At 62.3% G+C, this 12,827-nt stretch carries 11 protein-coding genes and 3 tRNA genes; 6 read left to right on the forward strand and 8 right to left on the reverse strand.

The window, feature by feature from the left end:
• Position 1: 1 nt before the first annotated feature.
• From DOM32_RS00790 to DOM32_RS00815, 6 genes are all read left to right on the forward strand, one after another.
• Positions 2–580, forward strand: a complete 579-nt coding sequence (locus DOM32_RS00790; RefSeq protein ID WP_110630337.1) for a chromate transporter — start codon at positions 2–4, stop codon at positions 578–580.
• The gene (locus DOM32_RS00795; protein WP_071230657.1) at positions 577–1,107 is read left to right on the forward strand and encodes a chromate transporter; all 531 of its coding nucleotides are present in this window, start codon (positions 577–579) and stop codon (positions 1,105–1,107) included. The genes DOM32_RS00790 and DOM32_RS00795 overlap by 4 nt, the downstream gene beginning before the upstream one ends.
• Positions 1,108–1,220: 113 nt before the next feature.
• Positions 1,221–2,234, forward strand: coding sequence for a Bug family tripartite tricarboxylate transporter substrate binding protein (locus DOM32_RS00800; RefSeq protein ID WP_208625269.1), 1,014 nt, complete (start codon positions 1,221–1,223; stop codon positions 2,232–2,234).
• Positions 2,231–2,779 (forward strand): tripartite tricarboxylate transporter TctB family protein, encoded by a 549-nt coding sequence (locus DOM32_RS00805; RefSeq protein ID WP_071230656.1) that lies wholly within the window; start codon positions 2,231–2,233, stop codon positions 2,777–2,779. Before DOM32_RS00800 ends, DOM32_RS00805 begins: the two co-directional genes overlap by 4 nt.
• 82 nt (positions 2,780–2,861) lie before the next feature.
• The gene (locus DOM32_RS00810; protein ID WP_244179749.1) at positions 2,862–4,367 is read left to right on the forward strand and encodes a tripartite tricarboxylate transporter permease; all 1,506 of its coding nucleotides are present in this window, start codon (positions 2,862–2,864) and stop codon (positions 4,365–4,367) included.
• Positions 4,368–4,645: 278 nt separating this feature from the next.
• On the forward strand, positions 4,646–5,638 hold the full coding sequence (locus DOM32_RS00815) for a tRNA dihydrouridine synthase (RefSeq protein ID WP_110630492.1): 993 nt from the start codon (positions 4,646–4,648) through the stop codon (positions 5,636–5,638).
• A gap of 167 nt (positions 5,639–5,805) precedes the next feature.
• Here the strand turns inward: DOM32_RS00815 and DOM32_RS00820 are convergent.
• The 8 genes from DOM32_RS00820 to recA form a co-directional block, all read right to left on the reverse strand.
• Positions 5,806–5,882: transfer RNA gene (locus DOM32_RS00820), tRNA-Arg, on the reverse strand.
• Positions 5,883–5,929: 47 nt separating this feature from the next.
• Positions 5,930–6,006: transfer RNA gene (locus DOM32_RS00825), tRNA-Arg, on the reverse strand.
• A 71-nt stretch (positions 6,007–6,077) separates the two neighbouring features.
• Positions 6,078–6,170: transfer RNA gene (locus tag DOM32_RS00830), tRNA-Ser, on the reverse strand.
• Positions 6,171–6,387: 217 nt separating this feature from the next.
• Positions 6,388–6,585 (reverse strand): carbon storage regulator CsrA, encoded by a 198-nt coding sequence (gene csrA, locus DOM32_RS00835; protein ID WP_075570877.1) that lies wholly within the window; start codon positions 6,583–6,585, stop codon positions 6,388–6,390.
• 229 nt (positions 6,586–6,814) lie between these two features.
• Complete coding sequence (locus DOM32_RS00840; protein WP_110630339.1) at positions 6,815–8,059, reverse strand: aspartate kinase; 1,245 nt, start codon at positions 8,057–8,059, stop codon at positions 6,815–6,817.
• 74 nt (positions 8,060–8,133) lie between these two features.
• Positions 8,134–10,737: an alanine--tRNA ligase gene (alaS, locus tag DOM32_RS00845; protein ID WP_110630341.1), complete on the reverse strand. Its 2,604-nt coding sequence runs from the start codon at positions 10,735–10,737 to the stop codon at positions 8,134–8,136.
• A 385-nt stretch (positions 10,738–11,122) separates the two neighbouring features.
• Complete coding sequence (locus tag DOM32_RS00850; protein WP_110630343.1) at positions 11,123–11,614, reverse strand: regulatory protein RecX; 492 nt, start codon at positions 11,612–11,614, stop codon at positions 11,123–11,125.
• Positions 11,615–11,633: 19 nt separating this feature from the next.
• Complete coding sequence (recA, locus tag DOM32_RS00855; protein ID WP_071230651.1) at positions 11,634–12,698, reverse strand: recombinase RecA; 1,065 nt, start codon at positions 12,696–12,698, stop codon at positions 11,634–11,636.
• Positions 12,699–12,827: the final 129 nt, after the last annotated feature.

The raw sequence follows: 12,827 nt of genomic DNA on the forward strand, positions 1-12,827 counted from the left end.
CATGTCTTCGTCTTTGACAACCCAGCGTCATCTGTTCGTGGCGTTCCTGCGCATCGGCCTGCTCGGATTCGGCGGCGGGCCGTCGATGATTCCGCTGGTTCGCGCCGAGGCGGTCACTCGCTATCAGTGGATGAACGATGAGGAGTTCGGCGACGTGCTGGCCATCGGCAACACCCTGCCCGGCCCCATCGCCACCAAGATGGCCGGCACCATCGGTTATCGGGTCGGCGGCGTGGTCGGCTGCCTCAACGCCGTTCTGGCGGTCATCGTGCCGTGCATCGTGGCGATGGTGGTACTGCTGGGGCTGTTCACCCGTTACCGCGATCAGCGCTGGATCCAGGGCATGAGCGAAGGCGTCATTCCGGTGGTCATGGTGATGATGGCCCAGCTCACCTGGGACTTCTTCCAGAAATCCCGCATCGTGCTCGGCTGGATCGCGACCCTGATCATGGGGGCGGTCGCCGGCGGCCTGATCTACGGACTCGGCATTCATCCAGGCCTGGTGATTGGCGCGATCCTCATTGCCGCACTGCTGCGACCGGAACGGTGGCGCAAGCGCAGCGGGGAGGCGAAGTCATGATCTACTGGGATCTCTTCGTCGCCTTCTTCATTCCCAACATCATCGGCTATGGCGGCGGGCCGGCGATCATTCCGCTGGTCGAGAACGAAGTCGTTGGCCGCTATGGCTGGATGACTTCCCAGCAGTTCGCCGAGACGCTGGCGCTGGGCAATACCCTGCCCAGCCCCATCGCTACAAAAATGGCCGGCTATATCGGCTATGACGTGGCCGGCATCGGCGGCGGACTGGTGGCCACGTTCGCCACCGTTGCCCCTTCACTGATCCTGATGCTGGTAGCGCTGGGGACCCTGTATCGCTACCGGGATTCGATCAAGGTCAAGTCGATGAGCCAGTGGGTCAGACCGGTGATCATGGTACTGATGGGCTATCTCACCTGGTCGTTCCTCAACGAAGGCGTCAGTGACTCCGGCTGGATTCACACCGTCATCATCGGCGCGATCGCCGTGGTGATGCTCTGGCGTCTCAAGCTCCATCCGGTGTGGGCCGTTCTTCTGGGACTGATCTATGGAGGGCTACTGCTCGGGTAGAGGCCGAAGCGCGAGCGCTCGCGTCCTCGACAAGCAGCAATACAAGAAGCGAAGAAAGTTAACGGAAAAATTCGATACGACGTCAAAACCTACAAGCCAAACAAGGACAACTCATGTTCTACGACGTACTCCGTAACGCCGCCCAGGGCAAGCTGGGCCGAATGCTCGCCTCCAGTGGCGCGATCGCCTCTCTGACGCTGGGACTCGGCGCGACCGGACTGGCGACCAGCCAGCTCGCACAAGCCGACGACTATCCCGACCATGCCATCGAGTTCATCGTGCCCTGGTCACCCGGCGGCGGCAGCGATGCCCTGATGCGCATCATTTCCAACGCTGCGCCGAAAGATATCGGCCAGCCGATGCCGGTGATCAACATGCCTGGCGTCAGCGGCACCATCGGCCTCAAGGAGCTGGCGCAGAAAGATCCCGACGGCTACACCGTGGGCCAGATCCATGAAGGGCTGATGGCCTCCAACGCCACCGGCCTGACTCAGCTCAACTGGGACGACTTCCAGCCGATCGCCTCGCTGGCCTCATCGCCCCAGTATCTGGTGGTCAATGCCGACAGCGACTGGAAGACCTTCGAGGATTTCGCCGAATATGCCAAAGCGCACCCGGGCGAGATTCGCGTTGGCGCCACGCTCGGCGGCATTCCTCACGTGCACGCGGCGATGATCGAGGACGCCATCGGGGCACAGTTCCGATACGTCGGCTTCGAGGGGACCGGCGCTCGCATTCGCGCGCTGGTCGGCGGCCATATCGACGCCTCGATCGGTGATATCTCGTCGAGTCTGGAGTTCGTCAAGAATGGGGATCTGCGCTTCCTGGCCGTCGGCAGCAAGGAGCGCCTCAAGCAGACGCCCGACGTACCGACCTTCAAGGAACTCGGCTACGACAATCTCAACCTGAGCATCAACCGCGGCATCGTTGCTCCCAAGGGGATCGACCCGGCCAAGGTAGAGACGCTGGCTCAGGGCTTCGAAGCGATGTCCAAAGATCCCGAGTTCATCAAGCGGGTCAATAACACCGGCGCCGAGGTCGACTTCATGGGGCCTCAGGCCTACGCCGACTATCTCTCTGACGTCGACGCAACGATCAAGCGCCTCTCTGGAAAGTTGGCAAGATGAACGCTGGCAAGATGAACGATAACGCCGAGATGGTCTCCCGCCCTGCGCGGGAGGCCAGCAGCGAGCGCGGCAAGGCGCTCGCCAACGTTATTTTCAACATCGCCCTGGCCGCGCTATTCCTCGGGCTTTTCGTGCAGGCCGGCGACTTGCCATCATCGATGTGGGAACCGCTGGGTGCCGGCTCGTTCCCGCGATTGGTTCTCGGGGCGCTGGTGATCTTCAACCTGGCGATCGTGGTGCAGTCGATGACGGCGCTGCGCAACACTGACCGATCGGCGAGCGTCGGTGCAAGACAGTGGTTCCTGCAGCGACGCCTGGCTTTTGCCACCCTGGCGGCATTTTCCGTTTACGCACTGCTCATGCCGTGGATCGGATTCGCTCTGGCGTCGTTGCTGTTCCTGCTCGCGGTCCAGTTCATTCTGGGGGCTCGTCGCGGCCGCCGATTGTTGATCGCCGCGATCATCGCCGTCGTCTTCGGTCTTGGCCTGCACTTGCTGTTCAGCCAGGTGTTCCTGATTTCGCTACCTCCGGGACGCCTGTGGTAATCCGAAGCCGGTAACCCCGGGTCGATCGCCCGGAACTGCCGATCCGAATCGAACAAGATCAACGGGATCAAGAGAGCTTTCCATGCCGATGACAGATGCGCTGCTCAGCAGCGTCGAACAACTGTTTTCGCTGGCGACCCTCGTCAGCATGATGATTGGCGTCGTGGCAGGTGTCGTGGCCGCCGCCATTCCCGGTTTCACGATTACCATGGCGATCGTGCTGACACTGCCGGTGACTTTTACCATGTCGCCGCTTCAGGGCGTGGCCACCATGCTTGCCGTATATGTCGGCGGTGGCTCGGGCGGGTTGATCAGTGCCGCCCTGCTGGGCATTCCCGGCACCCCTTCCGCCGTCGCGACTACCTTCGATGCCTACCCGATGGCGCGCAAGGGTGAGCCAGGACGGGCGCTGGCGCTGGGTATCTGGGCCTCGTTCTTCGGCGCCCTGGTCAGTGCCGTGGTGCTGATCGTCGCCGCCCCGCCGCTGGCGATGATCGCGGTCAAACTCGGCCCCTGGGAGTACTTCTCGCTCATTCTGTTCGCGGTCACCGTGGTGGCGAGCCTGGTGGGCAAATCGATCCTCAAGGGGTTGATGATGAGCCTGCTGGGACTTTTCATCGCGACCGTGGGCCAGGATCCGATGATGGGCGTTCCCCGCTTCACCTTCGGTGTCGACGTGCTGGCTGCCGGTATTCCGTTCCTGGTAGTGCTGATCGGCATCTTCGCGGTCAGCCAACTCGCCAGCGAAGTCGAGAATCCCGAAGAACTCCATCAAGGAAAAGCGCTGGTGGGCGGCAAGATACGATTCCACCCTTTCGCGGTGATGCGTGAAGTGCTGAGCCGTCCGGTGAATCTATTGCGCTCTTCGATGCTGGGCGTGGTCATCGGTGCCGTACCTGGCGCCGGTGGCAGTATCGCCAATCTGATCGCTTACGATCAGGCCAAACGCGCCTCGAAGACACCGGAACGCTTCGGTACCGGCATAGCCGACGGCGTGGTGGCCTCCGAGTCCGGGAATTCCGCGACGGCCGGCGGCGGTCTGATCCCGATGATCGCACTGGGCATTCCCGGCAGCGCCGTCGATGCGGTACTCATGGCAGCCTTGATGGTGCAAGGTGTCAGCGTGGGCCCCAGGCTCATCATGGACAACGCCGACCTGGTCTATGGCATGTTTCTGGCAATGTTCCTGGCCGCCGGCATGGTGCTGGCCTTCTGTCTGATCAGCATGCGCTGGTTTCTGCGGATCACCGAGATTCCCAAGTCGATCATCGTACCGGTGGTACTGGTCTGCTGCGCAGTCGGCGCGCTGGCGCTGAACAACCGGGTTACCGACCTCTACCTGCTGATCGGCGTCGGCCTGGTGGGCTATCTGCTGGCCAAGCTCGATTATCCGCTGGCGCCGCTGGTGCTCGGCGTCATTCTCGGGCCGATCGCCGAGACCAATCTGCGTCGCGCACTAATGGCCGACGGGGACTGGACGCTGTTCTTCACGCGGCCGATTTCGGCCGGGCTCCTGATTCTGGCCGTGCTGTCGGTGGCGTTTACCGCCCGACGCATCCTCCAGCAACGAGCCGCCGCCCGCGCCTGACAGAAGCGAGCGGTACTCCCGCACTGGGCGTACCGCTCATCCGTTCATCTTTTCATTCGCGCTCAGCGAGAGATGTGCCAGGGCCTGATGCCGGTTCAGCGCGGCCGTGCATGAAACGGCAATAGGCCCTAACATGGCGACCGATCATCGGAGGTCGCATGGCACAGCCTTTCCCCTATCCAGATACGGCCACTTTTCGTGGCGACACGCTCAATTTTCGTGGCGAAACGCCGTTTTCCCGAGCCGCCTCGGCGACAGGCCGAATCGGTCTGGCGCCAATGGAGGGCGTCATCGATGCCGACACCCGTGCGCTGTTGAGCGAGGCCGGCGCGCTGGACTGGTGTGTCACCGAATTCGTGCGGGTCGTCGATGCGAAATTGCCGCCGAGGGTGTTTCTGCGCCACTGCCCCGAGCTGGCGACGGCAGGTTCGTGCGGGCCGATCACTCCCTCGGCCACGCCCGTCACGCTGCAGTTGCTCGGCTCAGATCCGCAGGCACTGGCGGCCAATGCCGAACAGGCCATCGCACAGGAGGCGACGCGGCTCGATCTCAACTTTGGCTGCCCGGCCAAGACCGTCAACCGTCACGATGGCGGTGCGTCGCTGCTGCGTACGCCAGCGCGCGTCTACGCTGCCGTCGCGGCGGTATCGGATGTCGGGAAACGATTCGGCGTTTCGGTCAATGCCAAGCTGCGCCTCGGCTTCGATGACAAGCAATTGGCCCTGGCCTGCGCGCAAGCGGCCGAAGCCGGCGGTGCGGACGAGCTGGTCGTTCACGCCCGAACGCGACGCGAGGGCTATCGCCCGCCGGCTCACTGGGAATGGATAGCCCGGATTCGAACCGCCGTGAGCGTGCCGGTGGTGGCCAATGGCGATATCTGGTCGCTGGAGGATTACTGGAAGGCGCGCACGCTCTCGGGCTGCCGTGATGTGATGCTGGGTCGCGGCATGCTGGCAGACCCCTGGCTGGCACGGCGTATCCGTCATTGGCAGATCTCGGGCGGCGAGCGCCTGCCCGCTACGCCGTGGTCGGCACGTAGCGACATGCTGAACCGCTATGCCGAGACCAAACGAAGCGCGGGAATGTCGGAGAAGGTGATCGTGTCACTGTTGAAACAGTGGCTGAACATCATGCGCGGCCGAGATACGGAGGCGGCAACGCGCTTCATGGCATTGCGCCGGGAGACAGCACTGGATGCCTTCCTCGCGGGCCTGAACGCCTCCGAACCGGCTCCGCCGCCGACTAGCGACACCTCGACAGCGCTTGCCTAGAAAGCGTCCTCACCGTCTCCAGCCGGCTAAACCGCCACATGTGGCCGGCGCGTCGAAGTCCCATCGGTGGTTCGGCCGCGATCGGCCAGATACCGCCGATCAATACCCGACAAACAAAACCCCCCGCATCCTGTATGAGAACAGGAGTGCGGGGGCTTTCGTCTATATGGCGCGCCCGGGAGGATTCGAACCTCCGACCACCTGATTCGTAGTCAGGTACTCTATCCAGCTGAGCTACGGGCGCTTGAAATCTTGTGAAGCAGCGATGCCGGTTTACCCGACTTCAGTGAGTGGCGCGCCCGGGAGGATTCGAACCTCCGACCACCTGATTCGTAGTCAGGTACTCTATCCAGCTGAGCTACGGGCGCTTGATCCACTAACTTCTTTTACACTGTCTTTCTTCACACTGTGTTGATCGCGGTTTCCGATTTCCCGGAAATGGCGGAGAGGGAGGGATTCGAACCCTCGATAGGGCTATAAACCCTATACTCCCTTAGCAGGGGAGCGCCTTCAGCCACTCGGCCACCTCTCCCCGATCAGCACGGCGCGTAGATTACCGATTCCGATGAGTGTTGTCCAGCCAACAGACAAACTTTTTTCGAAAAAAACCTTAGAGGATGAAGAAGTTACCAGAAAGCCAAGTATAGAAGGCTGATACCTGTGGACGAAGAAGGTCTTCAGGGGTAGCCCGAGCCGATAAAGGGGACGACTTCACCAGCCCAGACGGAACCAAAGCGCCTATCCAGCACTCACGCGCCAGGATCGCCGTCTTCGTCTTCGGATTTCTCGCGCTGAATGCGCTGATAGATCTCTTCACGGTGGACGGCCACATCCTTGGGCGCATTCACGCCAATACGCACCTGATTCCCTTTCACTCCCAGAACCGTGACGGTAATGTCGTCGCCGATCATGAGAGTCTCTCCCACGCGGCGGGTCAGGATGAGCATTATCTGATCTCCTTCTCAGGGCCTTCTTCCATTCTCGGGTCACGTTCTCGGGCTTCCGCGAGGCAAGCCTGCCACCCGAGAAGCGATTATGCGTCATACGAACCTTAAGGCCAATGACGCCGTTCCTTGCAAACCCGCGGCAACGTTGAAAGAACGCATGTTCCTTTCACTTCCTTCCAACTCACCCTTAGCGTAGAACGCCTGAGACATTGTTGAAGGTGTTATTCAGCTATTCGCTCTGAATACTGTCTTTGTCGAGGCTAAAAGCGGTGTGCAATGCCCGAACGGCAAGTTCCATCGCCTTCTCGTCGATCACCACGGATATCTTGATCTCGGATGTCGACACCATACGGATGTTGATGTTCTCTTCGGAGAGCACCCGGAACATCCTGGACGCCACGCCGGCGTGAGAACGCATGCCGACACCGACCAGCGAGACCTTGGCGATGTTTTCGTCGCCACGCAGCTCCCCTCCACCAAGCGCCGGGATGACGTCATTCTGCAGAATCCGCATGGTCTGCTTGTAGTCGCCCTTGGCCACGGTGAAGGTGAAATCGGTGTAGTCGCCTGCCGGGGCCACGTTCTGCACGATCATGTCGACTTCGATATTGGCATCGGCGATCGGCCCCAGGATGCGCGAGGCCACGCCGGGCACATCAGGAGTATTGAGCAGGGTCAGCTTGGCTTCGTTCGCCGTGAAGGCGATACCGGAAATGAGCGGTTCTTCCATCGATTCGAATTCCTCGTCTGCCACGATCAGCGTGCCCGGTCCTTCCTCGAAACTCGAAAGCACGCGTAACGGTACGTTGTATTTGCCGGCGAACTCCACGGCGCGGATCTGCAACACCTTGGAGCCCAGGCTGGCGAGTTCCAGCATCTCCTCGACCGTAATCTTCTCCAGGCGCTGAGCCTTGGAGCAGACGCGGGGGTCCGTGGTGTAGACGCCGTCGACGTCAGTGTAGATCTGGCACTCATCGGCATTCAGGGCCGCGGCCAGGGCGACACCGGTCGTGTCCGAACCGCCGCGCCCCAGCGTGGTGATGTTGCCTTCCTCGTCAACGCCCTGGAAACCCGCGACGACGACGACCTGACCATCGTTCAGATCGTCCTGAATCTCATCGGTCTCGATGCGCTGGATCCGCGCCTTGGTGTGCGCGCTGTCGGTACGGATTCCTACCTGAGCACCGGTATAGGAGGTCGCCGGCACGCCCAGCTGATGCAGAGCCATGGCCAGCAGCGAGATCGTGACCTGCTCCCCGGTCGAGACCAGCATGTCCATCTCGCGAGGCGTCGGGTCCTCGTTGATCTGGCTGGCCAGTTCGATGAGCCGGTTGGTCTCGCCGCTCATTGCCGACACCACAACCACGACCTGATGCCCCGCGTCGCGGTCCCGCTTGACCTTCTCGGCTACCGCCTTGATCCGCTCGACCGAGCCGACCGATGTACCTCCAAACTTTTGTACGTATAGCGCCATGAGTCTGCTTATCGCTCCCTAGCGTTGTCGGCCGGCGCTGGCGCCGGCCGTGAATGCATTTAGCTCGGCTGCGCTCAGCCCAGCTTCGCGGCAACCCAGTCTTGCACAGCTTTCAACGCAGCCGGCAACTGGGCCGGATCGCTACCGCCGGCCTGCGCCATGTCGGCTCGCCCGCCGCCCTTGCCGCCCACCTGCGCAGCGACGTGATTGACCAGCTCGCCGGCCTTGACCTTGGCGGTCAGATCGTCGGTCACGCCGGCAATCAGGCTGACCTTGCCATCCTGAGCCGTCGCCAGCACCAGGACTCCCGAGCCCAGCTTCTGCTTGAGTTGATCGTGCAGGCTCCGCAGCTCCTTGCCCGAGATTCCCTCGACCTGCGTTGCCAGTACCCGAACCCCGGCAACGTCCTGTGCTTCGGCCAGCAGGTCATTGCCTGCCGCGCTCGCCAGCTTGGCCTTGAGTCGCTCGAGCTCCTTTTCCAGCGTGCGTTGACGCTCGAGCACGGCATCCAGGCGTTCCACGACCTGCTCCGGCTTGGCTTTCAGCCGCTCGCCGACCGCATTGAGCTCCCGCGACTGGGCATCGAACCAGGCCAGGGCGCCCTCGCCGGTGACCGCCTCGATGCGACGCACCCCAGCGGCCGTGCCCGACTCCGAGACGATATGGAAAGGCCCGATATCGCCGCTGCGCGCCACATGCGTGCCGCCGCAGAGCTCGATCGAGAAGTCGTCGCTGCCGATCGTCAGTACGCGCACGCTATCCAAGTACTTGGCTTCGAACAGCGCGCGGGCCCCTTTGGCCTTGGCTTCGTCGAGCGTCATCAATTCGGTCTGCGTCGGCGCGTTGGCCAGCACCTGAGCATTGACGATACGCTCGATCTGCGCCAGCTGTTCCGGCGTGACCGGTTCGAAATGGCTGAAATCGAAACGCAGCCGCTCGGCGCTGACCAGCGAGCCCTTCTGCTGCACGTGGTCGCCGAGCGTCAGGCGCAGCGCCTCGTGAAGCAGGTGAGTGGCCGAATGGTTGCGCATGGTGGCCTGACGCAGCGTGGCGTCCACCTGGGGCGTGAGTACCTCGCCCACGGCCAGACGGCCGTCGATCATGATGCCTTCGTGGAGATGATGTCCGGCCTGCTTGCGGGTATCGGTGACCTGGAAACGGCCGCCACCGGCCTTCAGATAGCCGGTATCCCCCACCTGGCCGCCGGATTCGCCGTAGAACGGCGTGCGATCCAGCACCACGACGCCCTTCTGGCCCGCCTCGAGCGCGTCGAGGGCATTGCCCTCTTCATCGACGATCGCCGTTACCGTCGACGAATCCTCGAGACGGTCGTAACCGGTAAACTCGGTGCTGCCCTCGAGCTCGAGCGCGGCACCGTAGTCGCCGCCGAACTGGCTGGCGGCCCGGGCGCGCTGACGCTGCGCCTCCAGCTCACGCTCGAAGCCTGCCTCGTCGAGCGTGACGCCACGCTCGCGGCAGACGTCCGCGGTCAGATCGTAGGGGAATCCGTAGGTATCGTAGAGCTTGAAGATCGTCTCGCCCGCCAGGACATCGCCTTCCAGCGTGGCAAGCGCCTCTTCGAGCAGCCCCATGCCATGATCGAGGGTACGCGCGAACTGCTGCTCTTCCTTCAGCAGCACGCGTTCGATCTGATCGCGAGCCTGATGGAGTTCGGGATAGGCCTCGCCCATCTCGGCATCCAGCGCCGCGACCAGCTTGTGGAAGAACGGCTCGCTGGCGCCCAGCTTGTGACCGTGGCGTATCGCACGGCGGATGATGCGACGCAGCACGTAGCCACGCCCTTCGTTGGACGGCAGCACGCCGTCGACGATCAGGAAGGCGCAGGAGCGGATGTGATCGGCAATGACGCGCAGCGAAGGCGTCTTGATATCGTCGTGGCCGGTCAGCTCGGCCGCGGCCTTCAACAGGTTCTGGAACAGATCGATTTCGTAGTTGGAGTGCACGCCCTGCATCACCGCCGCCATGCGCTCCAGGCCCATGCCGGTATCGATCGACGGCTTGGGCAACGGCGTCATCTTGCCGGAAGCGTCGCGGTCGAACTGCATGAACACCAGATTCCACACTTCGATATAGCGATCGCCGTCCTCTTCCGGACTGCCCGGCGGGCCACCCCAGACTTCGGGACCGTGATCGTAGAAGATTTCCGAGCAGGGTCCGCAAGGGCCGGTGTCGCCCATCTGCCAGAAGTTGTCTTCGTCCAGACGCGACAGACGCGCCGGATCGACGCCGATGTCTTCGATCCAGATTCTGGCCGCTTCATCGTCGCTGATATGGACGGTGACCCAGAGCTTGTCCTGGGGCAAACCCAGCACTTCGGTGATGAACGTCCAGGCATAACGGATGGCATCGGCCTTGAAATAGTCGCCGAAGCTGAAGTTGCCCATCATCTCGAAGAAGGTGTGATGGCGGGCAGTGTAGCCGACGTTGTCCAGGTCGTTGTGCTTGCCGCCGGCGCGCACGCAGCGCTGTGCCGACGTGGCACGCACATAAGGACGCGGATCCCGACCAAGGAACACATCCTTGAACGGCACCATGCCGGCGTTGGTGAAGAGAAGCGTCGGGTCGTTTTCCGGCACCAGGGAGGCGGAAGGCACGATGGTGTGTCCGCGCTCCTCGAAGAAGCTCAGGAAAGCCTGTCTGATATCTGCACTTTTCATAAACAATCCGTGGCGATAGGCGCGTCCACGGCGGCTAGCAGACCACGTGGCGACGCAAAATCCGGCAACGGAAAGGCGCTATCAACACCTTTCCGGCCATCGCAAAGCGCATTAGTATAACGTGGAGGGCCGATAGTCTGTCGAGTGCGACACCGTCGTTGCCGGGATTCACCATGACTCTCCCTTCGCTACCGACTCCGCGAAACGACCGAAGAGGGTATGAGGAGAAAAGGTGGTGCGAAGGAAAGGTGGCACGAAGGAAAGGGAATGCGAGAAGGGAATCAGCGACACATCAGAGATAGCGTGCCGCGTAGAAGCAACGACACGAGGCTGTGAGCGAACCCGTAAACAGGGATCCAGAAGGCCGAACTTCAGGAGCCGAAGGTCACGCCTCGTCGTTCCAGGCATGTCTCATGGCATGGCGAACCTGGTCGAATTCGAAGCCGCGCCCCGCCAGAAAGCGCTCGCGCCTGGCGCGTTCCCGTGGCGTTGCGCCAGGGCCGTCGAAACGCTTGGCCAGTGCCTCGCAAGCCAGACTTCGCCAATCGGGAGATTCCGCCTCGAAAGCCAGCACTATCAGCGGTTCGGCGATGCCTCGCTGGCCCATGTCGACACGAATCCTGACAGGCCCCTGCCCCCGCGCGATGCGCGAGCGTACGAAGACCTCGGCGAAACGCGCATCGGACTGAAGGCCTTCATCGGCCAGATCATCCAGCAAGCGATGGATATCGTCGCCGTCGACGCCTTTGGCGCTCAGCCGACTCGCCAGCTCGGCGCGAGAGTACTCGCGCCGGGCCAGATACTGGATAGCCATGTCCCGGGGAGAGACCTCTCGGGACCTGGCGCCGTCGGAGGGCTCGCCGCCGTTACCGAACATTCGTAGCTCCCGGAAAGCCTTACAGCAACGAATCGTTGGCGTCGTCGCTTTCGGCAGCGGCAGCCTCGGGCGCCTTTTCCTGCGTCGTCGGCGTGGCGAGCAGCTGGGCCCGGATCTGGTCTTCGATCTCGGTCATCGTCTCGGGATGCTCCTCGAGATACTGCGCGGCATTGGCCTTGCCCTGACCGATCTTGCTGCCCTTGTAGCTGTACCAGGCACCGGCCTTGTCCACCAGATTGCACTGGACGCCGAGATCGATGACCTCGCCGGCGTGGTAGATGCCCTTGCCGTACAGGATCTGGAACTCGGACTGCCGGAACGGGGGCGCCACCTTGTTCTTGACCACCTTGACCCGGGTCTCGTTGCCGGTGACCTCGTCGCCCTGCTTGACCGAGCCGATGCGACGAATATCGAGGCGCACGCTGGAGTAGAACTTCAGCGCGTTACCACCGGTGGTGGTCTCCGGGCTGCCGAACATGACACCGATCTTCATGCGGATCTGGTTGATGAACACCACCATGCAGTTGGCGTTCTTGATGTTGCCGGTGATCTTGCGCAGCGCCTGCGACATCAGACGCGCCTGCAGACCGACGTGGGAGTCGCCCATTTCGCCTTCGATCTCGGCACGCGGCGTCAGGGCCGCCACGGAGTCGATGATGATGACGTCGACACCACCCGAGCGCACCAGCATGTCGCAGATTTCCAGCGCCTGCTCGCCCGTGTCGGGCTGCGACACCAGCAGGTCGTCGAGATTGACGCCCAGCTTCTCGGCGTAGCTGGGATCGAGTGCGTGCTCGGCATCGATGAAGGCGCAGGTCTTGCCGTCCTTCTGCGCCTGGGCGATGACCGACAGCGTCAGCGTCGTCTTGCCCGAAGATTCCGGGCCGAAGATCTCGACGACACGGCCGTAAGGCAGGCCGCCGACACCCAGTGCGATATCCAGCCCCAGAGAGCCCGTCGAGACTACCGGGATCGCGGTACGCGGGGTGTCACCCAGGCGCATCACGGTGCCTTTGCCGAATTGGCGATCGATCTGTGACAGAGCCGCATTGAGTGCCTTGCTGCGGTTTTCGTCCTGTGCCATGAACGTCTCCTATGAATGCGCAGGGTGAGACGGGGCAACGCCGGTCACGGCGCTCGGCTCACATACTGTATGATTAGACAGTAGTATGGCGAAAAAACCGTCGCGCGCCTATCCCCGTTCGAAGTTTTT

Source organism: Salinicola salarius (assembly GCF_003206135.1).
In the GTDB taxonomy this organism is placed as follows: Bacteria; Pseudomonadota; Gammaproteobacteria; order Pseudomonadales; family Halomonadaceae; genus Salinicola; species Salinicola salarius.

Coding starts and splice junctions, on each gene's coding strand:
- DOM32_RS00790 (WP_110630337.1), top strand. CDS start 2: ATGTCTTCGTCTTTGACAACCCAGCGTCATCTGTTCGTGGCGTTCCTG.
- DOM32_RS00795 (WP_071230657.1), top strand. CDS start 577: ATGATCTACTGGGATCTCTTCGTCGCCTTCTTCATTCCCAACATCATC.
- DOM32_RS00800 (WP_208625269.1), top strand. CDS start 1,221: ATGTTCTACGACGTACTCCGTAACGCCGCCCAGGGCAAGCTGGGCCGA.
- DOM32_RS00805 (WP_071230656.1), top strand. CDS start 2,231: ATGAACGCTGGCAAGATGAACGATAACGCCGAGATGGTCTCCCGCCCT.
- DOM32_RS00810 (WP_244179749.1), top strand. CDS start 2,862: ATGCCGATGACAGATGCGCTGCTCAGCAGCGTCGAACAACTGTTTTCG.
- DOM32_RS00815 (WP_110630492.1), top strand. CDS start 4,646: ATGGAGGGCGTCATCGATGCCGACACCCGTGCGCTGTTGAGCGAGGCC.
- csrA (WP_075570877.1), bottom strand. CDS start 6,585: ATGCTCATCCTGACCCGCCGCGTGGGAGAGACTCTCATGATCGGCGAC.
- DOM32_RS00840 (WP_110630339.1), bottom strand. CDS start 8,059: ATGGCGCTATACGTACAAAAGTTTGGAGGTACATCGGTCGGCTCGGTC.
- alaS (WP_110630341.1), bottom strand. CDS start 10,737: ATGAAAAGTGCAGATATCAGACAGGCTTTCCTGAGCTTCTTCGAGGAG.
- DOM32_RS00850 (WP_110630343.1), bottom strand. CDS start 11,614: ATGTTCGGTAACGGCGGCGAGCCCTCCGACGGCGCCAGGTCCCGAGAG.
- recA (WP_071230651.1), bottom strand. CDS start 12,698: ATGGCACAGGACGAAAACCGCAGCAAGGCACTCAATGCGGCTCTGTCA.